This is a genomic window from Arthrobacter sp. UYEF21, assembly GCF_040546085.1.
Taxonomy (GTDB): domain Bacteria; phylum Actinomycetota; class Actinomycetes; order Actinomycetales; family Micrococcaceae; genus Arthrobacter.
Genome location: NZ_JBEPNF010000003.1, coordinates 115,944 through 141,110, shown reverse-complemented (window position 1 = coordinate 141,110; position 25,167 = coordinate 115,944). Strand labels below are relative to the sequence as shown.

Here is a 25,167-nt window from a genome sequence, read left to right as displayed (position 1 = left end):
ACAACGGTGGAGATATGGAGCCCGCAGTAAGCACATTCTCCGCCTGGCCGATGATGCCCGCAAGAGCTCCGGCAAACGTCCCGGATGTGTCCATTAAACGACCATCATCCACTGTCATGAAAAAATCGAGGTCAGACGCCGGCTTTGATCAGGAGCGCATCGACCATCATGAAGAACTGGGCGCGGTGATCGGTCGCCTTCGCGTCGGTCATGTATTGGATGGCTGCGCCGTCGTAAATCGTGAGAAAGAGCCTCACCAGGGTGGCAAAGCCTATGAGGCACTGATCCCCGCTGTTTTCGGCGGCGGAAGAAAAGATGTCTCCCAGTTCCACTTCATAGGCCGGATAAGTCTTCGCGGCCAGCGGGCTGACGGCGGCATTTCGCGTTGCCCAGAGAATGAGTTCGATCTCAGCAAGGATGCTTGCCGGCTCTTCCTCCAATGCACGCCAGTAGCCTTCGGCCACCTTTTCCACAGCCGTACGCAGACCCAAGTGGACCGGGACGCCGCTGGAAAAACGGCTCAGGTTCTTTAACCAAGCCTCGGCGGCCTTGTCCATGAGTTCGTCTTTATCGCTAAAGCAATAATGAGCCGCCGCCAAGGGAGCATTAGCTTCCTTGGCAATGGCCCGCATTGTCACCGACTGAACACCTTCACGGCGCATAAGTTCAACCGTTGCTGAGATCAGCTGCTCTTTTCGTTCCGAAGCGGCTACCCGCATGGCCCATTCTCCACTCTCCACGGTTACCGCCACAGCGGGCGGTAACCAACCAAAGACTACCGCTCGGTCAACCGCGATGAATCTTCATCTTGCCTGGCCTTGCGGTTTGATGTCGTTACCACCGAGACCGTATCCCGGCTGCCCATGCACCAGCCAGGACACGGTCCGGAGCGCGGAAGCCCTCCAAATAGTCAGGGCAGCCTGCCGGAACCTAGAACCTTTCTAGATTGGCCAACGGGTATGCCTCCAGTTACCGCGCGGCCAGGATGTCGTCCACAGCGGCAGGCGAGCCGGCGTCCACATCCTGGGACGGGCCGTCCAAGTACCGCTGCATGGAGTCGTCCATCGCGTTGAGCCAGCGGGTGTGGTGCTTGGTCGCCATGGTGCCGGTGACCACGGACCGGTGGAGCATGTCGCGGTACCCCAGAATGTCCGTCTCCTTGTGGTGCATCCAGTCCTTGAACAACTGGCAAACAGCGTCGAGGTCGAAGGGCGGGTAATCCGTGGCCTCGATGAGCTCCCGCAGGTAGTCCGTCTGGAAATCGGCCTCGGCATCGTGATTCGGCAGCGCGTCCTGGCGCTCAAGCCAAAGCTGGATGTCCGCCTCGCGCTCGGCGAGGGACGGAATGTCAATCACTCCGGTCATAACGTCGCGGGCAAACCAGGCCTGCGCGTCGAACATGTTGAAGGTGTAGTACTGGTCCTGCGCACCCAGGTAGAACAGGTTGGTGTTCTGCTGCCACACAACGCCCTTGTAGAGGTTGCCCGGGTACAGCACGTTTGGCGACTTCAACGACAGCTCACTGGGAAGGTACGGGTACTTGTGCTGGTATCCGGTGCAAAGCACGACGGCGTCAAAGTCGCCTTGGGTGCCGTCGCTAAAGTGTGCGGTGCGGCCTTCGAAGCGGGTGACGAGCGGGCGCTCCACCGTGTTCTCCGGCCAGTCATAGGCCATCGGGGTAGTGCGGTAGCTCAGGGTAATGGACGCAGCGCCCATCTTGTGGGACTGCATGCCAATGTCCTCAGCAGAGTAGCTGCTGCCGATCATAAGCAGGTTCTTACCATAAAACCGCTCGGCTCCGCGGAAATCATGGGCGTGCAGGACTTCACCCGGGAATGTCTTGACGCCCCTGAACTCAGGGACCGAGGGGACGGAGAAGTGTCCAGTCGCGACCACCAGCTTGTCGAACACGTGCGTCTCAGTGATGTTGGTTTTGAGGTCCTCCACCGTCAGCGTGAATTCCTGCGTGGCCTCGTTGTAGCTGGTGTGCCGTGCGACGCTGTTGAACCGGACGTACTTGCGGACATCGGACTTCTCCACGCGGCCCTTGATGTAGTCGAAGAGAACCTCGCGTGGCGGGAAGGACGATATAGGACGGCCGAAATGCTCGTCAAAGGAGTAGTCCGAGAACTCCAGGCATTCCTTGGGGCCGTTGGACCATAGGTGGCGGTACATGCTGGAGTGAACCGGCTCGCCGTGGGCATCCAGGCCAATTCGCCAGCTGTTGTTCCACTGGCCGCCCCACTCGTCCTGCTTCTCGAAGCACATGATTTCGGGGATTTCTGCCCCCTTCTGGCGTGCTGATTCGAATGCCCGCAGTTGTGCCATGCCGCTGGGTCCTGCACCGATGATTCCGACTCGAAGTGTCATGCTGCTCTCCTCTTCCAAATTTTCATGGGCCGCCGGTATGCGGCGTAGTGAGTTGGGTTGCGCTGATGGTCCTTACGGGTTGAAGGTGCGGTCGCCGGCGAAGAACCCCAGGCCGTACTCGGGCGTCTCGAACTTGACGGTGGTGCCCTTGGGGAAGAACAGCACGTCGCGTTCCTTGGCGTGCGTGACTTCGCCGGTGGTCTGGTCCGTGAGGATGAACTCGCCCTTGATGACGACCTTCATCTCGTCGTAGGTGTAGGTGTACACCAGCGGCTCGGAAGCCTTCAGCTCGAAGAAGCCGGCGCACATGACCGAGCCCTCGGGGTTGTGGAGGGAGTCGCCGATCGCGGCGTCCGTCCCTGGCTCGTTCATCGACGGCAGGGCGGTGAAGCCGTTTTCTACTTTGTGGATGGAGCCGGCCTTGCTCAGTGTTCCTACGAGGGTGGTTTCCATGGTTTCTCCTGTGAATTGGGTGGAACAATCTTCAGAACTGTTCATGAGGGCATAAATGTCCATAGGGAATTGCACTTTTGGCGCATGAGGAATGCATTGAAGTGGTCTCTGAAACCGGGTTATGGCTCCGGGAGGAATAGCTGCAAATGCGACATTATTGATTCGCAACGGACCGGCTGAGTTCCTCTTTGAACCGTGCGGTATGAAGTGAATCACGTCTGCTCGCTCCACTGACTTTTACATGAACGGCCGTGCAAGTCAATCGTTCAGGAAAACTTGTTGCAGGGAGTCTTTTGCAAAACTGATCCTCAGATCCCCCCGCCCACAAACGTCCACATTCCTTCTCATGGACCCTTGACTGGGACGCTTGTCAATGTCAGAGTATTCAAATCCGTGATCCATATCACGTTGATGCACTTGATTTTAGATTCACCGATACGTTCCGCAAGCAGGTTCCAACTGAAGAACGGTGAAAGACTATGACCACAACAACCCAGCCCCCGTCACTGACGACGGGGGAAACTATCGACTTCTGGTCAGCGAAGACCATGCAGGTCATGAAGGACGAGTGGCCGCGACTGCGCTGCAGGTTTATCAACGCGAATCCCGACGGCCCATGGGATGACTTCCGCCTCTCGGAATGGGAAATGGAAGCCTGCGGCTGGGAGGACTTCCACCCTCACAGCGAAACGAACTTCGTCGTGGAAGGCGAGCTCTACATAGAGTCCGAGGGCAAGACTGTCGTCCTCAGGCCCGGTGACTCAGCACGCGTCAATCCCGGTCAACTTGGCCGGTACTGGGCACCCGTCTACGCCCGGATGGTTACTATTTACGGACCCAACCCCGATGGCGCGAAGTCCCACTCCTTCCGGTACTACGAAATTTGAGCCTTAGACACTTCCACAGCCGCTCCACACGCGGCGCCCGCGGGACCCTCACCAGGATGCCTGCACGCCGCCTTCGGCCACGATCGCCACACCCGTTCGCCCAACAAGTGCTTCTGCATTTCTGCGAATCCTCTCCGCCCTGAGGCCAGTGCGCGAAGATGCACGCGACATAATTCAAACCCTCGCCGCGGTAATACATGCAACTGCAATCGCAGTCGCATGGTTTGTCGAGCCGTAAAAGACATAAAGATATATCAATCTTGGCCTGCCGCCCTAAGCGCGCAAATGCGTTGAGATTTCCACCTTTACATGGCAGTAAACCATCAAGGATGGCATGAATCTTTATTGAGGCGGATTAATCCGGTCTGGCACTGCGAGCTGTCCCATAACGGCGGGCGCCGGAATATTCCCACGGCCGCCAAAATATTCAAGAGCTTCTCTATCCAGCCTCACAGACCAGACGACTTGTCGTCTAAGGAGACAGTTATGAGTAAAAATATTTCGGAGGGTGTTGACCACCTGGAAAGGTCGATCAACTGGAAGCAGGGTTTGGCCATAGCACTGGGCGTCCCCTTGTTGATTCTGCCCTCCCTTGGCTACCTGCCGATGTATATGGCCGCCGCAGCAATCCTGGTCTGGGGGTTGTCGGTCATCCAGGGCTTCATACAGAACGCTGCCTATGCTGAGATGGCTACCACTTTTCCCAAGGCCAGCGGCCTGCCAGGTTTTGCCCAGCATGTATTTCGCACCGAAAACTACAAGGGCAAGTACGACAAGGGAAAGCTGATCGGCGGCTTCTCCGCTTGGAGTTACTGGTTTGCATGGAACCCCGTCCTGGCGATCTTCGCCATCCTGGTCGGCGGCTACCTGCATGGACTGTTTCCGGCTTTGGCCGAGACATTCACCGAGTTTCAGCTCTCATTGATCTCCGGTGCGGTGATCTTTACCGGGTTGTTCATCGTCAACTGGTTCGGCCTCAAGGACGGCGCCATCCTGGGTTACATCCTGGCTGCTGTTTCCCTAATACCGCTGATTATCCTTACTGTGGCGCCTTTTGCTACCGGACACGTTGACCTGGCCAATATCACCGGCAACTGGTGGCCTGCTGACTGGGTGTGGGACATGCACCACGTCCTGATTCTCTTTGGCATCTTTGCGATTGCTCAGTGGAGTGCCTGCGGTTGGGAAACGGCAGCCATCTACGCCCCCGAATACAAAAACCCGTCCAAAGATGTCCCGAAAGCATTGTTCGCCTGCGGCGCTATCTGCTTTCTCTCGTATGTTCTGGTGCAGGCAGCAGTCATCGGCGTGCTTGGTGTTGAAGGTGTGATGGCGGAGCCTGTATCGCCTCTCATTCCGGTGGCCAAGGCGGTCTTCGGGGAAGCCGGCTCAATCATTACCATCATCATGCTGATCGCCGCCATGATCCTCATCATCCAGACGGCTTACCTGGGCTCCTCCCGCGCCATGCACTCCATGACCACGGAAGGCAATCTTCCCAGGGTCTTCGGCAAAACCAATCGCCACGGAACCCCCTTTATTGCCTTGCTCGTCACCGCGGCGTTCAACATGGTCCTGATTTCCATGGGATCCCTTGCTGCAATTCTTGCGGCCGCCGCCATTGGCTACACCTGCGCCAACGGCATCAGCCTGTTCGCCTACGTCAAGGCCAAAAAGCACCCGGCCTTCGCCAACCTGGAACGGCCTTTCAAAGCACCCAAGGGCTGGAAACATGTCGCCATGATCTTTGGCCTGTTCAATCTGCCCCTCTGCCTGATCGGCGTGGTCTACCTGAACAGCCAGGAAATCGGCTGGACCTCAACCTGGCTCGGCTTCCTCGTATTGTCGCTGTACATTCCCATTTGGTTGTATTCGCAGCACGAATCGAGGCGCAGGAATGACGAAGTAGATGCTGTTGTGAGCTCTTTGGACAATGATTCGGATAACGATGCCGAAGACCTGGAAACAGTTCCAACATCCAGGTGAAGTCGACGGTGCAGGATTCTGGACCAAGCGCGGACGGCAGTTCTACATGGCTCTAGGATCGGAGGCGACGGGTTCGTCGTCGTCGTACTGAACTACGACGGCGGCACTCCACCGAGGGGACCCGTCGCCTCCCGCGGTGGTTGAGTCCGGGGAAACCCAGAAGCTCAACCACCGACGAACGCCAGCGCTGGGACATCCTGGGCCAGCAGGACTTCTTCGCCGAACGCGACCGCAACGCCGTGGTCCTCACCGGTGACGTCCACCGGAACTGGGCCAACGACGTCAAGGTGGACTACCGGGACCCGGCCTCCGCCGTGGTCGGCTCGGAACGGTTGAGCCTGTCGAAACCCTCCAACCGGATGCGGGGCCTAAGCTTCCAGACCCCGCATCGGGTTGTTGAAGAGCGGGCTAAACAGCTCCACGTCCGATCGCGGTATCCGGCAGGCATCCGCGGCCTCCCGCCAAGTGCCCAACGCCTTGCGGACGGCGGCGAGAAGATCGAGGTAGTCACCCCCCGTTTCGCCGCAATGAAGGCCCGGCCCAAATGCACGGTGCCTGATTCCATTTCGAGATCGACTTCGATGGATGCACTCATCGGCGCACCCTCTGAGCCAGTTCCTGGCCTGCCCGCGCCCGCCCGAAGTCGGTCTCATGGGGGTCAAAGGCGACGTTGTGCTGATCTCCGAGGCCGAGGACGCGGGCCACGTCGAGGAAGGCCTCGAATGACCTCCAAACGGTCACAAACAGGAAGTACCCCCGCCTGGTGGTCCCGGCGTTCCTCACCAGCTGAAGGTGATGGGCGAGCGAGGAGTCCGTATCCCGTCTGCTGTGCACGGCGTTCGCGCACGCGAAGGCGACGTCGGCACCCTTGCCGCCGATGGGTTCCCGCACCCGCACAGGGACGTCCTCCAGCCTTACCGCCCGAGCGGCCCGGTCCGTGGAGCAGCGGCTTCTGCTAGGGAACGCCGGCCGCCGATTCCGCCGCTGCCAGGGTCTGCGAAAAAGTGTCCACAGCCAGCTTGTAGCCCGCCGGGTTACCTGCGGTTCTCTGCTGGTCTGCGGCGCCCATGGCCTTGATCATGGCAGCGGTCGGTGGGGAAAAGACATCGGACATGGCGGGGAAATCGAACTGCAACCGCGGATCCATTTCGTAGGTGAGCCATCGCCGCTTCAGCAGATCGTGCCGGTCGGCGGTCCTCCCGTATTCCTTGACATCCGCCACGGAAAGGTGCGCTAACAACCCGGCGTCCGCGCCTGAAGCCAGGGACACTGTGCTGACTGCCTCAGACTGGCGACCAAGGGCTTCCTCGGTCCCCAGAGCCAGAGGGGAAACACCCTTCTGGGTGAACTCGACATTGAACTGGTAGGCCCGTATCTCCGCCGGCGTCATGTGGTCCAGGTCGCTGGGAGATTTCCTGGCTACCTCTCTGGAGCCATATCGGCTCGCTACGCTGCTGCGGGGAATCGGGTAGAAATACTTTCCGCCGGCAAACCCGGCGGCGACTGCCACCCAGAACAACCAGTCAGGAGAATCCACAGACACTGCCCCAACAGCCGCACCCACCGTGCACACTGCATGGCCACGAGTAACTATGATCTTGGTGCGGCCGAGCCGGTACACGCGGCGGGGACGATCCAGTTGTTTCTCGTGGAATTCTTTGAGCCTGACAGCCCATTCACCGGCGTTGCTCACCAGTCACGCTCCTCAGTCAGATGACGACACCGGAAACGTGCTGCTGCTCGGCCAAGCCGGTCAACCCAAACACCGGTGTAGGACTTGACCGGTACGGCCCCCCTTCGCCAACGATACCCTTCGCCGGATGGCACGGATTCCTTGGGCTCGTCGCCGCCCTCCCGGGTGCCGCCGTCGCCGTTTCAACGGCGGACGACAATGCGAAGTGGCCGAGGACGAGGGCATGCGCAAGGTAGTAGCCCGCGCTTCCACCGGAAGACGACTCCTACCCCCTAACGTCGCAAACGTGAGTGACCGCACCGGCCCACCAGGTCCACCAGGTCCACCTGCACGCTACGACTGAAATTTCGGGCCCGGGAAGGCCTGGAGTGCTGCGTTCGCAGGCTTTTGCCAGGCGGCGAGGCCGAGAATGCCACCGGCTGCGAGGAAGTCTGTTTCCTCCTCAGGCACTATGAGGTGGGTCCGTCCGCCACAGCTGGCAACGATGCGCCGACCGAGGAACTTCACATCAGCCAGGATCTGGTCCCAGTGCCGGTACTGCACATCGTGGCCCTCGCCCGGGTAGACCCGTTCCACCGTTTCGCGCCCGGCCAGTGCAGCTGTCCAGCGCCTCATCTGTTCCAGCGGGACCAGTTCGTCTGCACTCCCCCAGTACAGGAACACCGGTGCCTGGACCGCGGACAGGTCCCTAAGCGGCTCGGAGGCGTACAGGCCAAAGGCCTGGCGCAGGCCGTCGGGGGGCACGTCGCGTCCCTTCGCAAAGAGCCCCCGCGTGGCTTCCTCGATCACCGAGTCAACGAAGCCGGGAATTGAGTGGACGGAGCTTTCGGCAGGGAACCGCCACCAGGCCACCGGATCCGCAGCCACACTTTCCGGCTCCATGGGCGCATCCGCGCCCTCGAGCATCTCGGCGAAGGCGCAAGCCAGATGCAGGGACCGGACCTGCCCCGGGCGCGCCGCGATAATCGCGGCGGCGTAGGGTCCGCCGCCGGAAATCGCAAGGACGGAGACTTGCCCAATGTTCAGGGTGTCCAGGAGGGACCAGACGTCCGCGGCGTACTCGTCCGGTCCGACGGCGGGATCGAACACGGTCTGCCCCAGGCCGTTGCGCTCCACGGACACCACACGGATCCCCATTTCCTGCCGGAAGGACCGGGCGAACTCCAAGAGCCTGAAGGCCCTGACGGTCGTTCCGGCGCCGCCGAGGAAAAGCAGCGGAACCGCCCCGGCGGCGCCGTCGTCGATATAGTTCACCGTGCGGCCGGACCCCACGACGGCGGAGCACACCACCGGGCCCAGCGGATCGAAGCCGGAATTCCGGACCTGGATCGCTTCGACGGCGTCCGTGAGGGCCTCCATGGATGTTGTCCTCTCACCTGTAGTCATAAAAACCGCGTCCGCTCTTGCGGCCCAGCATGCCTGCCTCCACCATGCGCAGGAGCAGCGGCGGCGGGGCGTAGTGCGGTTCCTTGAATTCCTCATACAGTGCGGCGGCCACATGCAGCGCCGTGTCCAGGCCCACCAGGTCCGTCAGTCGCAAGGGACCCATCGGATGTGCACAGCCGGCCACCATGCCGGTATCGATGTCGGCCGCGGTGGCGTGACCTGCCTCCACCATGCGGATGGCGGACAGCAGGTAGGGGATCAGGAGGGCATTGACCACGAATCCCGCACGGTCCTTGGCCACAATGACTTCCTTGCCGAGACCCGCCGCGAAAACGCTGGCCCGTGCCAAGGTCTCGCTGCTTGTTTGCAGGCCGGTGACCAGCTCCACGAGAGGTTGGACCGGTGCCGGATTGAAAAAGTGCACCCCCAGGACGTTTTCCGGCCGTCGCGTGGCTGCGGCGATGCGGCCGATGGGCATGGATGAGGTGTTGGAGGCCAGAATGGTCTCGGGGTCCTGCAGTACGGCGTCGATGCGCCGGAACGCGTCGAGTTTGAGGTCCATGATTTCCGGGACGGCCTCGATCACCAGGCGCCTGTCAGCGAAGGCCTCGATGTCGGTGCCAAAGCTGATCCGGGCAAGGGCTTCGTCCCTGTCCGCGGCATTCAGTCGGCCGGAAGCAACCGCCTTGTCCATCGACGCCGTGAGCCGTTTGCGGCCTGCGGCCACCGCGGCGTCGTTGGCTTCAACAACCACAACGCCGGCACCGGCCCGGGCACAGACTTCCGCGATGCCGGAACCCATGAGTCCGCACCCGAGCACGCCTACCCGCTCAAATTCGCCCACGCTCATTCGGGATCCCCCGCGGGGCGGTTGAGGGCGGCGTAAGCGAGCTGTTCGATGAGCATCGACGCCGAGGCCGAAGACTCCGCTGCGGCGTCGATTGCCGCTTTGGTCCAGGCCACCGCCATCGCCGGCTGCCCGGCCAGGAATTCCGCCCGCGCCAGGGCAACGGTCAGCGCCTCTCCCGCCGGTACCACTTCACGGACCAGGCCCAGGCGGTGGGCCTCGGCCGCCGGGAACCGCTCGCCGAACAGGATGATCTCCCGGGCAATGGCAGGGCCGGCGGCACGGACCAGCCGGGTCAGCCCGCCGGAGCTGGGCAGGATACCGAGCCCTACCTCCGGAAGGCCGAAGCTGGCGGTCTGGTCCGCGATCCGGATGTCACACGCCAGTGCAAGCTCGAAGCCGGCGCCCAGACAATACCCCGACACCGCAGCTACGGTGGGCTGCGGCAACCGCGACACAACCTCATACAGCGAACCGCTCCCCCGGTAGTAGGCCGCGATCCTCTGCGGCGTCATATCCGGCAGTTCGGAGGTGTCCGCACCGGCCGAGAAGGCCCGCTCCGATCCCGCGAAGACGATGGCCGAAGCACCCGTCACCTCCGGCGAGTGCAGGGCGTCCAGCAGCGCCTGCTCCAGGGCGGTGGACAGGGCATTGAGTTTGCCGGGACGGTTGAGCTGCACCACCGCCACCTTGCCCTGACGCCGGACCTTGACGAGGCATTCGGGATGAGGATCCTGGGCTGCCGGGCTGGTCACCGCGGAGTGCGGTTCTGCAGTTTGTGCCTGTGACGTCACTTGGCCACCGCGCCGGCGTAACCCAGCAGGCCCTCGGCGCCCCGCTTGTTGATTTCGTTGCCGATGATGACCGTCTGGATCTCCGAGGTGCCTTCCCAGATGCGGTCCACGCGGAGTTCGCGCCACAGGCGTTCCACCGGGTTTTCCCGCATGTAGCCGCGGCCCCCGAAGATCTGCAGGGCATTGTCGACGCAGCGGTTGGAGGCCTCGGAAGCGCCCAGCTTGATGACGGCGGCTTTGGCGTTGAGGAGCTTCCGGTCCATACCCTGGTCCGCTTCCCAGGCCACCTGGTACGTCAGGGCGCGATTGGTCATGATGTCCACGGTGTTTTTGGCGAGCATGTTCTGGATGAGCTGGAATTCCAGGATGGGCTTGCCGAACTGCACACGGGATTTGGCGAACTCGGCTGCGAGCAGGGTGGCCCGTTCGGCGGCGCCGATGGTGCGGGCGGCGATCATGAGGCGCTCCTCCACGAACCAGTCCCGCGTCAGTTCGTAGCCCTGGCCGATCTCGCCCAGGATTTTGTCCGCCCCCACGCGCACGTCCTCGAAAAGGAACTCGGGGTGCTCGTAGACGAAGGTGTGGGTGTAGCGCGGGGTGCGGGTGACGGAGACACCCGGGAGGTCCTTGTCCACCAGGAACATGGTGGGGGCACCCTCCACGCTGGCGAGCACAAGGATGAAGTCCGCTGCATCCCCGACGGTGACGAAGAGCTTCTCACCATTGATGATGTAGTGGTCGCCGTCCTTGACCGCGGTGGTCTGGATGTTCTGCGGGTCCGATCCGGCCTCCGGTTCGGTGATGGCGACGGCGTCGCGGCGCTCGCCGCGGATTTCGGGGATCAGGTATTCCTCGCGCTGGGCCGGGGTGCAGGCCTTCAGCGCGTTGGCCGGACGCCACAGCGTGTCCCACAGGGCGCCGGTCAGCTTTCCCACTTCCTCGGAGACGATCGCGTGTTCCAGCACGCTGAGTCCTGCGCCGCCCCACTCGGCCGGCATGTTGATGGCGGCGAGCCCGTGGTTGATGACCAGCTGCTTGACCTTGGCGTGCTGATCATCCGTGAGCCCGTTATTCATTTCACAGTCGAGCTCGTACTGGTACATCTCATTTGTCCAGGCAATAGCACGCTGCTTGATTTCGATCTGGCGGGAAGTCATGCGAAAGTCCACGGTTCCTCTTTCTTGAGTATGTTGGTGCTGCTTGGTCTTGTTTGGCGGAACGGTTCAGTCGAGTACGATCCGGGCATCCAGCGCGATGGCGCCGGCGGGCATTGCGGCCACCGGGTTGCATTCGATTTCGGCGATCTCCGGGTGGGCGGCGGCCACCGCTGAAAGCCGGGCGACGATGTCCGCCGCTGCGTCGATATCCACCGGCGTCCGGCCGCGGGCCCCGGTCAGGAGCGCCGCCCCGCGCAGGGACAACAGCATGTCCCTGGCCTGGGCGGCGGTCACCGGACCGAGTGCGCAGCGCACGTCACGGAGGATTTCGGCAAAGACCCCGCCCAGGCCCACCAGCACCAGCGGGCCGAAGCGCGGATCGCGCCGGACCCCCACCAGCAGTTCCACCGCTCCGGCGAGGTCCGCCATTTCCTCGATGGAGCACGACGGCGGCGCGAGCCTGGCGTCGACGTCCCGCCAGGCCGCGAGCAGCGCTGCCTCGTCGGCAATGTTGAGGATGACACCCCCGCGGTCGGATTTGTGTTCGTCCCCGAGGGCCTTGAGGACAAGCGGGTAGCGCAGTGTGGCCGCAGCCTCCAGGAGTTGGTCCTCGCTGGAAACCTCGGCCGCCCCGACGAACGGGATGCCGGCGCCGGCCAGCAGCTGGCGTGAGGCGTAGTAGCCCGTATCTTCAACAGGCTGTGCCGGCGATGGCAGGGCAGGAATTCCGGTGGCCGGTTCGGTGCGGCGGCGGGCGAGCCGGCCGAGCGCCCATGCGGCTTCCTCAATGCCGCGGTAGACGGGGATACCTCCATCGCGGAGGGCGGCGGCGGCCGCTGACTGCCAGTTCATCGTCTGGACGAGGACTGTGCCGCCGCTCGCGGCCGTTTCCGCGGCCATCCGTTGGGCGGCCTCCACTTCCCGTGCCGCGAGTTCGGGCCCGTAGCTTCCGTATCCGCCGAAATAGCCGCTCATGAGGGTGGCGTCGACGTCGTCGCTCGCCACCAGGTGGCCCAGGACCCGCTGGAAGCACATGATGTCCTGCTCACCGCCGCCGGCGACGTCCACCGGATTACTGACCGCCGCAGTCGGCGGCAGTTCCGCTGCAATAGCCGACTGCAGCGCGGCGCCGAACTCGACGACGTCGAGGCCCTGGTCGGCGGCATTGTCGCTGGCCACGGATGCCTGCCCGCCGCCGTCGGCAAATACGGCGGTGCGGGCGCCGGCCGGTACCCGGCTACGGACGAGGGCTTGCAGCAGATGCGCCATCTGGGCGGGCGAGGAGACCTGTTCGATCCCGGCGGCGCGGCAGGCAGCCTCCACGACGATCCCGGAGGACACCATGGCGCCGGTGTGCGACTTCGCGTTGCGGACCGAGGCGTCCGTGGCTCCGACGGTCAGCAGCACAACAGGCTTGCCGGCTTCAGCGGCGCGCTGGGCGGCTCTGGCGAAGCGTCGGCCGTCGCGGAAGTCCTCGCAGTACACGGCGATGGCTGCAGTGCCGTCATGCTTCACGAACGCGTCGATCAGATCCGCGGCATCGAGGTCCGCCTGGTTGCCCAGCGAGGCAAAGCGGGAGACGCCCAGCCCATGGTCCACCAGGAGCGTGGCCAGCTCCAGGGCGAGGTTTCCGCTCTGGGAGATGACGCCGATGTTGCCGACCGGGAACTCGTTGGAGGCGAGCATCAGCGAGCTGCTGTGATCCAGCACGCCCAGACAGTTGGGGCCCAGGAGCCGGGCGCCTGCGGCACGGATTTTGGCAGTGATGCGTTCCTGCAGCAGGAGTCCTTCTCCCCCGGCTTCGCCCAGGCCCGAACTGATCCCCACAATGGCCTTGGCGCCGCCGGCCAGGGCGTCGTCCACGGCATCCTCGAATCCGGCTGCCGGGACCGCGATGACCGCCAGCTCGACGGGGCTGCCAATCGAGGCGACACTGGGAACGGCGGGGCGGCCCAGCACTGTGGACCTGCTCCGGTTCACCAAATGGACCGGGATGCCGCCTTGGAGCGCCTGAACGGCGATCCAGTTCCCGTATTTGCGGGTATCGTCGCTGGCACCGACGATGGCCACCGCGTTGGGGGCGAACAGCGCGGCCAGGTCACAGGCCTCCGTGGCGGGCAGGACCGGCCGGTCCGTGATTGACGTCATGAGAGCTCCTTTGCGGGGACGGGACGGCCTGAGCCCCAGGCGTCGGCCCCGCCGTCGATGGTGATGGTGGTTCCGGTGATGTAGCGCGCGGCGTCGGTGGCCAGAAAGGTAATAACGTCTGCCACGTCCTCCGGCTGGCCGAGACGTCCGAGCGGGACCCCTTGTTCCCATTCGGAGCGCGCCTCGGCCGTGTACTGCTCCAGGCCTTCGCTCATGATGCTGCCCGGGGCGACGGCCACGGAGCGGATCCCGAAGCGGCTCCACTCCAGGGCCAGCCCGGAGGCGAGATTTTCGACGGCGGCACGCGCGGCCGTGGCATGGACCATGCCCGGGATGCCCCGCCGTGGCGAGAAAGCCATAAAAACCAGCAGGCCCGAACGGTTGGGAATCATGGTCCGCGTGGCCACCTCGCGGGTGAGGTTCCAGACAGAGTCCACCGAGAGCCGGTGCACGGCACGCCAGCCGTTGAGCGAGATGTCCTCCGCCGGGGACTGGAACTGGCCGCCTGCGTTGTTGACCAGGACGTCGATCCGGCCGAAGGCGGCGAGTGCGGCGTCCACAAGTTCGGTGGCCTGCTCCGGCTCGCGGATATCCCCTGCGACGGCGATGGCCTCCCCGCCGGCCCGGCGGACCAGTTCGGCGGTTTCCTTCAGGAGGACCTCGCGCCTGCCGGCGAGCACGAGTTTCGCGCCGCACCCGGCCATGGCGAGGGCTGTGGCACGGCCGATGCCGGTGCCGCCGCCGGTGACCAGGACAACCTTTCCCGCCAGCGCTTCAGCGTGGAAGCTGCGTGCGGGTACCTGTGCGCCGTTCATGGGGTGCTCAGACGGTCGGGAAGCTGGAAGTTGGGCGTCGCTGTGAGCAGTGATTGGGTGTAGTGATGTTGGGGGTCTGCGAACATGCCCTCCACCTCTCCGAATTCGACGATCCGGCCGCGCTCCAGGACGGCCACCTGCTGCGCGATATTGCGCACCAGGGCGATGTTGTGGGTAATGAAGACCAGGGTGAGCCCCATTTCCGCCTGCAGCCCGCGCAGCAGATCCACCAGGGTGGACTGCACCGAGACATCCAGTGCCGACGTGATCTCGTCGCAGATGAGGATCTCGGGTTCGGTGGCCAGCGAACGGGCGATCGCCACGCGCTGGCGTTCGCCGCCGCTGAGCTGGTCCGGATAGCGGGTGGCGTGGTCCGGCCGCAGCGATGCACGTTCCAGTGCCGTGGCCACGATCTCGCGGGCGTTGCTGACCTTGCCGCGTACGGCGGTGACGGGCTGCAGGATCAGTTCCTCCACCGTCCGCCGCGGGTTCAGTGACTCGTAGGGGTTCTGGAAGATGTACTGGACACGGCGCCGCTGATCCTTGGTGCGCTTAAAGCTGCTTGGTGCCAGGGCGCTTCCATCCAGGAAGACGGAGCCGGTGTAGTCATGATGGAGCCCTGCGATGCACCGGCTCAAGGTGGTCTTCCCGGACCCGGATTCGCCCAGCAGGGCCACACAATCCCCGGCGTACACCTCAAGGTTGATGCCTTCCAGGACAGTGTTGCTGCCGTAGCCGGCGGTCAGCCCGTCGATGTTGATCACCGGCTTCCGTCCCGGGGCCGGGGCGGAACGGATGGACGGGACCCGGACCTGGACCGGCGGAAGCGGCTCCTCGGCTTTGAAGCACCGCACCGTGTGCCGGGGACCAACCTCGGTGGCTGCGGGGGCGTCCGTTTCGCAGCCGGCGTCCGCGAGAGGGCAGCGTGGTGCGAAGGCGCAGCCCTGCGGCCGGGCCAACGGTGATGGGGCGTGGCCGGGAATGCCGATCATGGGACGCTTGGCGTGAAGATCCGGTACCGCCAGCAGCAGGCGCCCGGTGTAGGGGTGGCGTGAATTGGACAATACTTCGGCGGTGCTGCCGATTTCCACGATCCGGCCCGAATACATCACGGCTATCCGGTCAGCAAGTTCAGCAACAACGGCCATATCGTGGCTGATGTAGACGGCGGCGCAATCGTAGGTCCTGCACATGGAGCGCACGGTGGCCAGAACATGGGCCTGGGTGCTGACGTCCAGGCCCGTCGTGGGTTCGTCCATCACGATCAACGCCGGCCGCGCGGTGAACGCCATGGCGATGGCTACCCGCTGCTGCTGGCCGCCGGAAAGCTGGTGCGGGTAGCGCGCCAGGAAAGCGTCGTCGTCGGGTAATGCCACCTCCCGCAACACCTCCCGGACCCGATCAAGCACCTGGGCTGAGGGTCCCGCAAGGCATTCCTTCAGTTGGGTGCTGATGCGAAGGGCCGGGTTCAGCGCCGACGCGGGCGACTGCGGGATGTAGGCAACCGTGCGCCCGCGGAGTTGACGGACCTGCCGCCAGTGCAAACCGGCCAGCTGCTGGCCGGCAACGCTGACCCTGCCGCCGCCCAGCCGGGTGCCTTCCTTGCAGTAATTCAGCAGTGCCAGCCCCAGCGTGGTCTTCCCGGATCCCGATTCTCCGACGACGCCGAGTATTTCGCCGGGACGGACTTCAAGGGAGAGTTCCTCTACGATGGCAGCCATCGACGGAATGCCGATGATTTTCAGGTCCTCCACCTCCAGGGTGGGCGCGGCCGTGCTCATACCGTGACTCCTTTGTCGCTGCCGATGGATGCTTTAGCCAGACCATCGGTCACCAGGTTGGTGCCGACCGTCAGCAGGGCGATCGCGATAACGGGTAATGCCACCGACCAGGGGGATATTGTCAGGGCAATCCGGTTTTCGTTGATCATCAGCCCCCAGTCCGCCGCGGGCGGCTGCATGCCGAGTCCCAGAAAGCTCAGACCGGCAACCAGCCCGATCGAGTACGTCAGGCGCAGGCCAAACTCCACCGCCAGCGTGCTGCTGATGTTGGGAACTATTTCGCCGATCATGATGCGCCAGCGGGGAATGCCGACAGATTCGGCGGCCTTGACGAAGTCCCGCTCCACCACCGACAGAGCGGCGCCGCGGACCACGCGGGCAACCCGGGGAAGGTGGCCGAATCCCACCATCAGTACCAGCAGCCACAGCTCCGGACCGATGATGGACAGGAACAGGAGTGCCAGCACAATCTGGGGAAATGCAAGGGCCACATCGCCGGCGCGCATCAGCAATTCATCCAGCCAGCCCCGCCGGTAGGCGGCCAGCACTCCCACCAGCGCGCCCAGGCCCACCCCGAGGGCGGTGGCAACGATCGCAAGGATCATCAGGGTCTGCCCGCCGGCAAGGAAGCGGGAAAGCACGTCCCGTCCGAGGTTGTCGGTGCCGAACGGCCCGCCGATACCCGCCGGCGAGAAAGGTGCGGCCACGAATTCGGTGGCGGAATGCGGCGCCAGGTAAGGGCCAAGGAATGCCACAGCCAGAACGGCCAGGCTCAGCACCAGGCCCACCACGGTGCGCTTGGACTGAAGAGCCCGCCGGAAGAGCCCCTGCTTCCGGGTGGCACGGGCTGTATGGGCGGAGCCACCGGCCGGCCGGGTACTCATGCTGATGCTCATGATGCCGTCCTTACTTTCGGGTTGGCGGCCAGGGTGACCACATCGGCAAGAAGGTTCACCGCCACGTAGAAGATGGCGATGACGATGACCAGTGCCTGCACCACCGGCAGGTCCCTGTTGGTGACGGCGTCAATCAGCTGGAAGCCGACGCCCGGGAAGCGGAACAGGAACTCAACGATCACTACGCCGCCGATCAGCCAGGCGAGCTGCAGGGCAATCACCTGCGCTACCGGGCCAATGGCGTTCGGCAAGGCATGGCGCAGGATGACCGTGCGCTCCGGCAGACCCTTGAGCCGGGCCTGCTGGACGTACTGGCTGTCCAGGACCTCGAGCATGGTGGCCCGCATGATCCGGATGATGTACGGGGACACGGCCAGCACCAGGGTCAGCACGGGCAGCACCAGCTGGGCCGGGTTGCTCCATACCTGTTGGCCGGGAATGAGGACAAATACCGCCGGGAAGATATGGAAAACCCCGGTGGCCAGAAACAGGACCAGCAGCACACCCACCACGAATTCCGGCAGCGAGGCCAACACCAGGGTGATGATGCCGGTGACGTGATCCACGGCGGAGTCCTTCCGCAGGGCGGTCCAGGTGCCGATGCCGATGGCCAGCGGGATAGCGATTACGGCCGCGCACAGCATCAACACGCTCGAGTTCAGGAGCATGGGTCCAACAGCCGAGGCCACCGGGATCCCGCCGGCCAGGGAGGTTCCCAGATCAAAACTGAGGAGATTGCCCAGCCATCCGAAGTACTGTTCCGGGAGCGAGCCGCCAAGGTTAAGCTGCTCGCGGAGGGCAGCCAGCCGCTCCGGGGTTGCTTCGCGCCCCAGGATGGCTTGGGCCGCATCGCCCGGCAGCGCTTGTGTGGCGAGGAAGACCACCAGCGACACCACCCAGAGGGTAAAGAGCCCGAACAGGGTGCGCCTGAACAGCAGCCGGCGCATGCCCCCTCCCTGTGCAGCCGTCACTTATTGAGCCAGGCGTTGCGGAACCCGAATGATGTCAGCGGTATGCCGCTCTTGTCCGGTGTCAGTCCCTGGACCGTGGCACTGTAGGCGTCCACGCTGTTCGGAAAACCCCAGATGATGTTGCCGCCGCGCTCAAATTCGATCTGCTGCGCCTGCTTGATCAGTCCGCAACGGGTTTCGGTGTCCGTGGTGGCTCGTGCCTTGGTGACCAGCGATGACCATTCCTGATCGTCCCAATGCGTTTCGTTGTAAGGCGACGTGGCGAAGCCCGAGTTCGACGCCTGCGAGATGTAGTCGCGGGTGAACCAGAAATCCTGGGCGAACGTCCACTTCAGGTACTGGTCGCCGTAGAACTCCCCCGGATCCACCTTCTTGACGTTGACGGTGACGCCGGCCGCTTTCGCTTGCTGCGCGAAAACCTGTGCTGCCTCCACGAGTCCGGCGGCCACTGGCGATGTGACCAGGTCGACGCTGAGGTCGCTCTTACCGGCCTCCGCCAAAAGCTGCTTGGCTTTCTCGATGTCCTGGGCACGCTGGGGCGTGTCCGACGGATAGCATGAGTCCAGCGGTGAGTACATGTCGTTGCCAACGGTGCCGTGGCCACCAAGGACCTGATCCACCATCTGCTGGCGGTCCACGATCAGGCGGAAGGCCTGGCGGACTTTGGGTTCGTTGAACGGCTCCTGATCCACGCGCATGGTGAACGGCAGCCATGAACCGGTGGCCGATTCCAGGACTTTCATGGCCGGATTGGCTTTGATCACGTTGACCTGGCCGAGCGGCAGCTGGTCGATCGCGTCCACCTGGCCGCCCAGGAGTGCGTTGACGCGGGCGGTGTCGTCCGGGAAGTCGATGATGGTGACCTTGTCCACGTGCGGCTGGCCGGTCCGCCAGTAGTGCGGGTTCTTCACAAACACGCTTTGCTGGCCCGCCGTGAAAGTTTCCGTCATGAACGGCCCCGCACCGATCGGCTTCTTGGGATCGTAATCGGCCGGCACAATGCCCAGCGCGTACTGGGCCGCGGTGTCCGGAAATGTCGAGTTGGGAGCGTTGAAGGTGAAGACGATGGTCCGCGGGTCCGGGGCCGTCAGGGCATCGCGGTTGAGCGTAGCCAATGCTGAGGCTCCGCTCTTCGGGGACTCAGGGTCCGTAACGCGGCGAAAGGTAAAGATGACGTCTTCAGCCGTCAGGGGCCTGCCGTCGCTGAACTTCAGCCCATCCCGGAGACGGACGGTCCAGGTGGTGGCATCCGCAGACGGCGTGATGGAGTCGGCCAGCGCCATTTGAATTTTGTGCTCGTTGTCGTAGCTGGCAAGCGTGTCATAGAGCTGGATGACACGTGCCTGGTCCGGATGGGTCACCGGGGCGTGGGCGTCCAAGGTATCTTTGGCCGACCCACCCACGATGCCCACGCGCAGATTACCGCCGGGCTTGGGGTCCGACACGGCTTCTGCCCCTGCCTGGACCGCTGACGCTCCGGAAGAGCACGCGGACAGAGCAATGAGCGAACCCATTGCCAAAGCGGTCATGAGGTGAAAACTCTTAGGACGTCGGTGGGCGGTCATGGTGTGCCTCCTGCGGCGATGAAGGAAGAATCGGAGACCTTGACGCATTGACTGACGCGTCGGTCATTGACCCAAGCTTCGTGTCTTGGATCACAAACTGTCAAGACGCCCTTGTCCGCCAGACCAAAAAGCGCCTACATCCAGGGTTCCAACCCGTAGTCACATTCCGGAGGATGGGCAGAACGGGTTGGCAAGAACCCAAAATTCATGCGCATAAATTGACTGACGCGTCAGTTTTTTGCCTAAGCTAGAGTCATCGGTACAAATGATGTGCCAGTCCTCGGAAGGAACTGCCATGAGTGATTCGGGCGATGCCAAGGGATCCCAGGAACGCAGGAACACCATTCTCGAAGCCGCGTCGCAGCTGATAGCGGAGCGTGGTTACCATCATGTCCGGGTGCAGGACATAGCCAGGATCTGCGGCACAAGTACCGGCACTATCCACTATTATTTCCCGGGCAAGGACGATGTCCTCCGCGAAGCACTGCGCTACTGCGTGGACCAGGCCTTCGAACGCCAGGGTGCCGTGCTGAGCCAGATTGACAACGCGCACAAGCGACTGTTGGCGCTGATTGAACTCCAGCTGCCTATTGGCACGCAAGTACGCAACGAGTGGTCCATCTGGCTCCAGTTCTGGTCCGAAACGTGCCTCAACCCTTCGCTCCGGCCTATCCACAACGACTTCTACGCCCGCTGGATGGACGCAGTCGTCAGCATCGTCCGCCGCGGCCAGCGCCAGGAAATCTTCCCCGACCTCGATCCCGTGGGATTCGCGCGCCTGCTGACCTCGGCCACTGACGGAGCGGCCATCAAGATCCTCACCGGCGCCCCTGACATGACCATTGATGGCATGCGGACCATGCTGGTATCCATCGTTGACAGGGAGCTCACCCTGTCCCCAAGCGTGGCCTGACAGTGGAGCACATCGCCGGGACGCACAGTGAAGTTCGTTCTCTGTGGCGTTCCCGCTTGGAGCACCGGACCCGCCATGTTGCCGGCCAAGAGGACCCCGGAGTGCGCCGTGCCGCTGTCGCCGTCACCGCCTATCCAAGGTCCGGCTCCCTCCACTTTCTGATCATCAAGCGTGCGGCCAGGGGCTCCAACGCCGGGCAGTGGGCGCTCCCGGGCGGCCGCATGGATCCGGGCGAAGACCTCGTGGACACCGCGCTGCGCGAGTTACGAGAGGAGACGGGGATCCTGGCATCGCACGACGATGTCGTTGGCATGCTGGACGATTTCCCGGCCAGCCGCGGCATCGTCATCACCCCCGTCGTCGTCCTGCTGGATGAGCCGCAACGGCCCCGCCGGCATCCGGCCGAAGTGGCCTCACTGCACCCGCTGGCACTCGAGGCCCTGACTGCGGACGGAGTCCCGCGCTGGCAACCACAGCCGGACGGCGGCCAGATCCTCCAGATGCCGCTGCGTCGTGGCATGGTTATCCACGCCCCAACAGGCGCCATCTTGTGGCAGTTTGCTGACGTGGTGCTGAGGGGACACGAGCTGCGAGTGGCGGAGCTTGCCGAACCGGCCTTCACCGCCCGCTAAGCAGATTGCCACCAGACCGCCCAAAAAGGAGACTAGCCCGATGGAATTTCTCGCCGAAGCTTCCGGCTGGTTCGGTGCGCTGGCCGTGCTCGCCGGGTACCTGCTCTTTTCCGTGGGCCGGATCCCGAACGGCAGGACCTTCCAAAGCGCCAACCTGGTCGGCGCCGTGGCCCTGCTCGTCAACGGCGCCTATCATGGCGCCTGGCCCTCGGTGGTCACCAACATCGCCTGGTGCGCCATCGCAATCACTGCCCTGATCCGCCTGCAACGCATACGCCATTCCGCGCCCATGCCGCCGGAAGCCGCAGACCTGGGCGGGGACGAGCTGCTGCCCCCGCCAGGGCCGGCGCCGATGGAGGAAATCGGGCGCTGACATGGATCCGGAGGGGCAATACGCGGAGGGGCAATACCCGGCGGCGGAGCCAGGGGATGACGACATCGTGTGGTCAGTGTCTTGTCCAACAAACTTGTCAGACTTCCAGTAGGCTGAAAGTTCCCCAGACCCAGCAAAGCGAGGCATGACGTGCACCAGGACGCTGCCCGGTTCCTGGCCCGGCCGGTGGCCGCCCAGCCCGGCTCACCACTGCGGGTGGCGGTGTACTCCCGGATCGCCGAAGCCATCCGCAACGACCTCCTCAGGCCCGGCTCCATGATCCCCACGGAAACCGAGCTCGGCGCCGACATGGAAGTCAGCCGCACCGTGGTCCGCGAGGCCCTGATGCTGCTTGAGGAGGACGGCCTCATCCGGGCGCGGCGCGGCGTGGGACGCTTCGTCTCGGATACCCTCCCCCGCATCGGCATAGAGCGGATCCGGCCCTTCGAGGACGTCCTCGGCAGCGCCGGCCAGCCGATCAAGGTCAAACGCATCCGAGTGGGCCGGGAGGCGGCCTCCGAATTCGCCGCGCCGGGCATCGGGGTGGAGCCCGGCAGCGATTGCTGGTTCTGGGAATCCGTGCTGATCCGCGACGGCGAGGCCATCGCCCACCTGCAGGAAAACGTCTCCGCCGGGCCTTTCCGTAGCGGTAACAGCGCCGCCGCGCCCCTAGAGATCCCGGACGACGGCGGCGCCACCATGCTTGCCGCCCTCACCAGGGCATTGGGCCGGCTACCCGGTCCGGGCGAGTGCCAGATCAGCCTCAGCCAGGTAGGACCCAGCCGCGCGAAGCTGTTGGACCTGCGGCCCTCGGACCCCGTACTGGTCCTCACCCAGTACGTCCGGCAGGGCACCCGGCCCTTCTACCTGGCCAAGTGCCTGGTCTCGCCCCGGGCCGGGCACCTCTCGGTCATGCAGCAGTACCAGTAACGCCTCAGGCAGCCGATCCGGCGGAGGCGAGTGCCGGCGTCGTACTTTCCACCCTGGCCGAGAACGAGAGCAGCGTCTCCACCAGGTGCGGCGGGAACTCGCCGTCAAGCTCCAGGACCACACGGCACCGCGCGCCGGACTGCTCCGGGTAGCCCATGTAGCGCCCGCGCATGTCGCAGACGGTCTGCCCGCGGCCCGGCCCGAAGGACGTATCGACGGCGGCACGCACCACCGGCGCGAGGGACGCCCGGATGCCGCCCACGGCGAGCGCCGCCGCCAGGGGATCATGCATGGCGGAGCAGTGCCGGCCGAAGATGTCTTCGTAGAACCGGAAGTAGAAGCCCAGCATCTCCCCGAGCGCACGCGGCACCGGAGCGGCCGAGGCGAGCAGCTCCCGCCGGTGGGATTCCTCCAGCACGTTGGTCATGGTCACGTCCAACGGAACCAGGGTGAGATCCCAGTCGGCGGCGAACACCTCGGCGGCGGCTTCGGGGTCGTTATAGATGTTGGCCTCGGCCAGCGCCGTGATGTTGCCGGGGGCCAGGGCGGCGCCGCCCATGATGGTGATCTCGTGCACCAGCGTAGGAAGTGCGGGTTCCAGCCGGAGGGCTTCGGCGATGTTGGTCAGCGGGCCGATCGCGAGCACCCGCAGCGTGCCGGGGTGTTCGTGGGCGAGCCGGACCAGCATCTCGGCCGCGGTTTCGGTGGCCAACTTGGCAGCGGCGGTGTCCAGCGAGACGCCGCCGATGCCGTTGTCCCCATGCACCCACGGGGCGCCGCCGCCGAACGAGCCGGCCTGGGGATCGTGGGCGCCGAGCGCCACGGGGATGTGCGCGTGCCCGGCGAGCTGGAGCAGGTCCAGGGTGTTGCGGGCGCCGAGGGCGGCGCTGACGTTACCGCTGACGGTTCCGACCCCCACCACCTCGGCGGTGGGGGCGGCCAGCAGGTAGGCCAGGGCGAGGGCGTCGTCAATCCCGGTGTCGCAGTCCAGGTAGAACGGGTGGGGTGTGGGCGTGGTCATGGCGGTGGTTCTCTTTTCCGTGGTGCGGACGCGGGGTGCGGCGATTAGGCGGTCTCGCCCTTGGGGGCGGCGACGAAGAGGCTGACAATGAACCCGGCGGCCGTGATGCCCACCGAGATCCAGAGGGCGGTGGCGTAGCCGGCGGCCGTGGCCTGGGCGGCGAAGGGCGCTACGAGGACGACGCCGAGGCTCGCCCCGATGCCGAAGGCGGCACCGTTGACGCCGGGCAGGGCAGCCGGAGCCTCCTCGGGTGAGAGGAGGACGGAGAGACCGTTGATGGCGGTGAAGAACAAGCCGTTGTAGAAGATGCCCAGGGCTGCGATGGCGACCAGCACGGCCACCTGGTTGTCCGGGAACATGGCGGCAGCGATGGCGCAGGCCAGGCTCAGTCCGGTGCCGGCGCGGAGGATCTTGATCCAGCCGCGGCGGTCGGCCAGCCAGCCGGCCAGCGGGGCCGCGAAGACGCCAATGAGAGCGGCCGGGGTAAGGAACAGCAAAGCCGACACGGAGGCGGACAGCCCGAAGCCGGCGCCGGTGTCCTGGCTCAGCAGGACCACGGTGAAGTTGATCACGGCGAAGATGCCGGCCAGCATGAGGACGGTGGTGGCGATGACCGGCCAGACCTGCCGCGAGCGCAGGTGGTGCACGGCGATGAGCGGGTTGCGGCGCCGTTTTTCGATCATCCAGAACGCGGTGAAGGAGGCGATGGTGCCTGCCAGGAGGGCCAGGGTGCCCGGCGCGGTCCAGCCCGCGGCCGATCCGCCGGAGACAAAGTAGGTGATGAACACCAGGAACAAGGAGAGCGATGCCGCGCCCCACCAGTCCATGGCTCCGTGGATGCCCGCCGGCCTGCCCTTGGGGACCACCCTGATGATGCAGGCTGCGGCGACGGCGGTCAGGACGAGCACCACCACGAAGATGGACCGGAAGCCGAGGGTCTCGGCCATGAGGCCGCCCACGTAGCCGTCCACCCCGCCGACACCGCCGTTGATGGCGGCGATGATGCCCACGGACGTCCCGAAGACCTTGGCTGGCAGGTTCTCGCTGAGCACGATGTAGGCGAGCACAAAGACGGCGCTGGAGAAGCCCTGCAGGAACCGGCCGGCGATGAGCAGGGGCAGCGTGGGTGCGGCGATGCAGAGGATGGTGCCGGCGCCCATGATGCTGAGGACCAGCAGCAGGGCGGTGCGGCGGCCGAGGAAATCGCTCCACCGGCCGATCACGGGACCGGCGATGCCACCGGCCAGGAAGAACATGGACTGGACGGGCGCGGCGCTGTCGGCACTCAGTCCGAAGCTCGCGGCGATCTGCGGCAGGGCCGGGGTGACCATGCTGGCGTTGAGCTGGAAGGACAGCACGCCGAGCATCAGCGCGGAGATCAGCAGGGCGGCGCGGCGGCCGGTGAACTTGGCTGGGTCGTCGGGAAGTACGACGGCGGCATCGGCTGCCGCGGGAGGCGCGGCTGCCGCAGGGGTTGGGGCGTTCACATCAAACTCCTTTGTTCGAGCAGGGGTGGGTCGCCTGGGAGGGCGAGTCGAGTTGTTATACA

Annotated in this window: 23 protein-coding genes and 1 pseudogene; 7 read left to right on the top strand and 17 right to left on the bottom strand. The window is 64.4% G+C overall.

Annotated elements, in window-relative coordinates:
* Window positions 1-131: 131 nt before the first annotated feature.
* The 3 genes from ABIB27_RS05395 to ABIB27_RS05385 all read right to left on the bottom strand — a co-directional run bounded on the left by ABIB27_RS05395 (window position 132) and on the right by ABIB27_RS05385 (window position 2,823).
* Window positions 132-719, bottom strand: a complete 588-nt coding sequence (locus ABIB27_RS05395) for a TetR/AcrR family transcriptional regulator (protein WP_354216076.1) — start codon at window positions 717-719, stop codon at window positions 132-134.
* Between the two features lie 250 nt (window positions 720-969).
* Complete coding sequence (locus ABIB27_RS05390) at window positions 970-2,370, bottom strand: trimethylamine monooxygenase (RefSeq protein WP_354216075.1); 1,401 nt, start codon at window positions 2,368-2,370, stop codon at window positions 970-972.
* A gap of 72 nt (window positions 2,371-2,442) precedes the next feature.
* Window positions 2,443-2,823, bottom strand: coding sequence for a cupin domain-containing protein (locus tag ABIB27_RS05385; protein ID WP_354216074.1), 381 nt, complete (start codon window positions 2,821-2,823; stop codon window positions 2,443-2,445).
* A gap of 479 nt (window positions 2,824-3,302) precedes the next feature.
* Here ABIB27_RS05385 and ABIB27_RS05380 point away from each other — a divergent pair, with 479 nt between their 5' ends.
* The 3 genes and pseudogenes from ABIB27_RS05380 to ABIB27_RS05370 form a co-directional block, all read left to right on the top strand.
* Window positions 3,303-3,710, top strand: coding sequence for a cupin domain-containing protein (locus ABIB27_RS05380; RefSeq protein ID WP_354216073.1), 408 nt, complete (start codon window positions 3,303-3,305; stop codon window positions 3,708-3,710).
* 309 nt (window positions 3,711-4,019) lie between these two features.
* The gene (locus tag ABIB27_RS05375) at window positions 4,020-5,696 is read left to right on the top strand and encodes an APC family permease (protein WP_354253644.1); all 1,677 of its coding nucleotides are present in this window, start codon (window positions 4,020-4,022) and stop codon (window positions 5,694-5,696) included.
* Between the two features lie 134 nt (window positions 5,697-5,830).
* Window positions 5,831-6,040 (top strand): annotated as a pseudogene (locus ABIB27_RS05370) (alkaline phosphatase D family protein); the annotation flags it as partial.
* A gap of 247 nt (window positions 6,041-6,287) precedes the next feature.
* On the opposite strand, the gene ABIB27_RS05365 reads toward ABIB27_RS05370, so the two are convergent.
* From ABIB27_RS05365 to ABIB27_RS05310, 12 genes are all read right to left on the bottom strand, one after another.
* On the bottom strand, window positions 6,288-6,593 hold the full coding sequence (locus tag ABIB27_RS05365) for a hypothetical protein (protein ID WP_354216109.1): 306 nt from the start codon (window positions 6,591-6,593) through the stop codon (window positions 6,288-6,290).
* Between the two features lie 58 nt (window positions 6,594-6,651).
* On the bottom strand, window positions 6,652-7,389 hold the full coding sequence (locus ABIB27_RS05360; RefSeq protein ID WP_354216071.1) for a hypothetical protein: 738 nt from the start codon (window positions 7,387-7,389) through the stop codon (window positions 6,652-6,654).
* Window positions 7,390-7,722: 333 nt separating this feature from the next.
* Window positions 7,723-8,748, bottom strand: coding sequence for an alpha/beta fold hydrolase (locus ABIB27_RS05355; RefSeq protein WP_354216070.1), 1,026 nt, complete (start codon window positions 8,746-8,748; stop codon window positions 7,723-7,725).
* A gap of 13 nt (window positions 8,749-8,761) precedes the next feature.
* The gene (locus ABIB27_RS05350) at window positions 8,762-9,625 is read right to left on the bottom strand and encodes a 3-hydroxybutyryl-CoA dehydrogenase (protein WP_354216069.1); all 864 of its coding nucleotides are present in this window, start codon (window positions 9,623-9,625) and stop codon (window positions 8,762-8,764) included.
* A complete protein-coding gene (locus tag ABIB27_RS05345) occupies window positions 9,622-10,416 on the bottom strand; it encodes an enoyl-CoA hydratase/isomerase family protein (protein WP_354216068.1) in 795 nt (264 codons plus the stop codon). Before ABIB27_RS05345 ends, ABIB27_RS05350 begins: the two co-directional genes overlap by 4 nt.
* On the bottom strand, window positions 10,413-11,573 hold the full coding sequence (locus ABIB27_RS05340) for an acyl-CoA dehydrogenase family protein (RefSeq protein ID WP_354216067.1): 1,161 nt from the start codon (window positions 11,571-11,573) through the stop codon (window positions 10,413-10,415). Before ABIB27_RS05340 ends, ABIB27_RS05345 begins: the two co-directional genes overlap by 4 nt.
* A gap of 66 nt (window positions 11,574-11,639) precedes the next feature.
* On the bottom strand, window positions 11,640-13,721 hold the full coding sequence (locus tag ABIB27_RS05335; protein ID WP_354216066.1) for an acetate--CoA ligase family protein: 2,082 nt from the start codon (window positions 13,719-13,721) through the stop codon (window positions 11,640-11,642).
* Window positions 13,718-14,536 (bottom strand): SDR family NAD(P)-dependent oxidoreductase, encoded by an 819-nt coding sequence (locus tag ABIB27_RS05330; RefSeq protein ID WP_354216065.1) that lies wholly within the window; start codon window positions 14,534-14,536, stop codon window positions 13,718-13,720. The genes ABIB27_RS05335 and ABIB27_RS05330 overlap by 4 nt, the downstream gene beginning before the upstream one ends.
* Window positions 14,533-16,317, bottom strand: a complete 1,785-nt coding sequence (locus tag ABIB27_RS05325; RefSeq protein WP_354216064.1) for an ABC transporter ATP-binding protein — start codon at window positions 16,315-16,317, stop codon at window positions 14,533-14,535. The genes ABIB27_RS05330 and ABIB27_RS05325 overlap by 4 nt, the downstream gene beginning before the upstream one ends.
* Window positions 16,314-17,213, bottom strand: a complete 900-nt coding sequence (locus ABIB27_RS05320; protein ID WP_354216063.1) for an ABC transporter permease — start codon at window positions 17,211-17,213, stop codon at window positions 16,314-16,316. Before ABIB27_RS05320 ends, ABIB27_RS05325 begins: the two co-directional genes overlap by 4 nt.
* Window positions 17,210-18,160 carry an ABC transporter permease gene (locus ABIB27_RS05315; protein ID WP_354253643.1) on the bottom strand — a complete coding sequence of 317 codons (951 nt, stop codon included), beginning with the start codon at window positions 18,158-18,160 and terminating at the stop codon, window positions 17,210-17,212. The genes ABIB27_RS05320 and ABIB27_RS05315 overlap by 4 nt, the downstream gene beginning before the upstream one ends.
* A gap of 20 nt (window positions 18,161-18,180) precedes the next feature.
* Window positions 18,181-19,713, bottom strand: a complete 1,533-nt coding sequence (locus ABIB27_RS05310; RefSeq protein ID WP_354253642.1) for an ABC transporter substrate-binding protein — start codon at window positions 19,711-19,713, stop codon at window positions 18,181-18,183.
* Window positions 19,714-20,044: 331 nt separating this feature from the next.
* Here ABIB27_RS05310 and ABIB27_RS05305 point away from each other — a divergent pair, with 331 nt between their 5' ends.
* From ABIB27_RS05305 to ABIB27_RS05290, 4 genes are all read left to right on the top strand, one after another.
* Entirely contained in the window at window positions 20,045-20,662 is a 618-nt protein-coding gene (locus tag ABIB27_RS05305; RefSeq protein ID WP_354216060.1) for a TetR/AcrR family transcriptional regulator, read from the top strand.
* 101 nt (window positions 20,663-20,763) lie between these two features.
* The gene (locus ABIB27_RS05300; RefSeq protein ID WP_354253641.1) at window positions 20,764-21,294 is read left to right on the top strand and encodes an NUDIX hydrolase; all 531 of its coding nucleotides are present in this window, start codon (window positions 20,764-20,766) and stop codon (window positions 21,292-21,294) included.
* A 40-nt stretch (window positions 21,295-21,334) separates the two neighbouring features.
* Window positions 21,335-21,667 (top strand): CBU_0592 family membrane protein, encoded by a 333-nt coding sequence (locus tag ABIB27_RS05295; protein WP_354253640.1) that lies wholly within the window; start codon window positions 21,335-21,337, stop codon window positions 21,665-21,667.
* A 150-nt stretch (window positions 21,668-21,817) separates the two neighbouring features.
* The gene (locus ABIB27_RS05290) at window positions 21,818-22,597 is read left to right on the top strand and encodes a GntR family transcriptional regulator (protein ID WP_354216057.1); all 780 of its coding nucleotides are present in this window, start codon (window positions 21,818-21,820) and stop codon (window positions 22,595-22,597) included.
* 4 nt (window positions 22,598-22,601) lie between these two features.
* Here the strand turns inward: ABIB27_RS05290 and ABIB27_RS05285 are convergent, their stop codons facing one another.
* Both ABIB27_RS05285 and ABIB27_RS05280 read right to left on the bottom strand, forming a co-directional pair.
* Entirely contained in the window at window positions 22,602-23,618 is a 1,017-nt protein-coding gene (locus tag ABIB27_RS05285; protein ID WP_354216056.1) for a nucleoside hydrolase, read from the bottom strand.
* Between the two features lie 44 nt (window positions 23,619-23,662).
* A complete protein-coding gene (locus ABIB27_RS05280) occupies window positions 23,663-25,105 on the bottom strand; it encodes an MFS transporter (protein WP_354216055.1) in 1,443 nt (480 codons plus the stop codon).
* Between the last annotated feature and the right edge of the window lie 62 nt (window positions 25,106-25,167).

Excerpts from the sequence above, each read along its gene's own strand:
- ABIB27_RS05395 (WP_354216076.1), bottom strand. The coding sequence starts at position 719 with ATGCGGGTAGCCGCTTCGGAACGAAAAGAGCAGCTGATCTCAGCAACG.
- ABIB27_RS05340 (WP_354216067.1), bottom strand. The coding sequence starts at position 11,573 with ATGACTTCCCGCCAGATCGAAATCAAGCAGCGTGCTATTGCCTGGACA.
- ABIB27_RS05325 (WP_354216064.1), bottom strand. The coding sequence starts at position 16,317 with ATGAGCACGGCCGCGCCCACCCTGGAGGTGGAGGACCTGAAAATCATC.
- ABIB27_RS05330 (WP_354216065.1), bottom strand. The coding sequence starts at position 14,536 with ATGAACGGCGCACAGGTACCCGCACGCAGCTTCCACGCTGAAGCGCTG.
- ABIB27_RS05390 (WP_354216075.1), bottom strand. The coding sequence starts at position 2,370 with ATGACACTTCGAGTCGGAATCATCGGTGCAGGACCCAGCGGCATGGCA.
- ABIB27_RS05350 (WP_354216069.1), bottom strand. The coding sequence starts at position 9,625 with ATGAGCGTGGGCGAATTTGAGCGGGTAGGCGTGCTCGGGTGCGGACTC.
- ABIB27_RS05320 (WP_354216063.1), bottom strand. The coding sequence starts at position 17,213 with ATGAGCATCAGCATGAGTACCCGGCCGGCCGGTGGCTCCGCCCATACA.
- ABIB27_RS05295 (WP_354253640.1), top strand. The coding sequence starts at position 21,335 with ATGGAATTTCTCGCCGAAGCTTCCGGCTGGTTCGGTGCGCTGGCCGTG.
- ABIB27_RS05375 (WP_354253644.1), top strand. The coding sequence starts at position 4,020 with ATGGCAGTAAACCATCAAGGATGGCATGAATCTTTATTGAGGCGGATT.
- ABIB27_RS05355 (WP_354216070.1), bottom strand. The coding sequence starts at position 8,748 with ATGGAGGCCCTCACGGACGCCGTCGAAGCGATCCAGGTCCGGAATTCC.
- ABIB27_RS05385 (WP_354216074.1), bottom strand. The coding sequence starts at position 2,823 with ATGGAAACCACCCTCGTAGGAACACTGAGCAAGGCCGGCTCCATCCAC.
- ABIB27_RS05335 (WP_354216066.1), bottom strand. The coding sequence starts at position 13,721 with ATGACGTCAATCACGGACCGGCCGGTCCTGCCCGCCACGGAGGCCTGT.
- ABIB27_RS05310 (WP_354253642.1), bottom strand. The coding sequence starts at position 19,713 with ATGACCGCTTTGGCAATGGGTTCGCTCATTGCTCTGTCCGCGTGCTCT.
- ABIB27_RS05305 (WP_354216060.1), top strand. The coding sequence starts at position 20,045 with ATGAGTGATTCGGGCGATGCCAAGGGATCCCAGGAACGCAGGAACACC.
- ABIB27_RS05380 (WP_354216073.1), top strand. The coding sequence starts at position 3,303 with ATGACCACAACAACCCAGCCCCCGTCACTGACGACGGGGGAAACTATC.
- ABIB27_RS05315 (WP_354253643.1), bottom strand. The coding sequence starts at position 18,160 with ATGCGCCGGCTGCTGTTCAGGCGCACCCTGTTCGGGCTCTTTACCCTC.
- ABIB27_RS05285 (WP_354216056.1), bottom strand. The coding sequence starts at position 23,618 with ATGACCACGCCCACACCCCACCCGTTCTACCTGGACTGCGACACCGGG.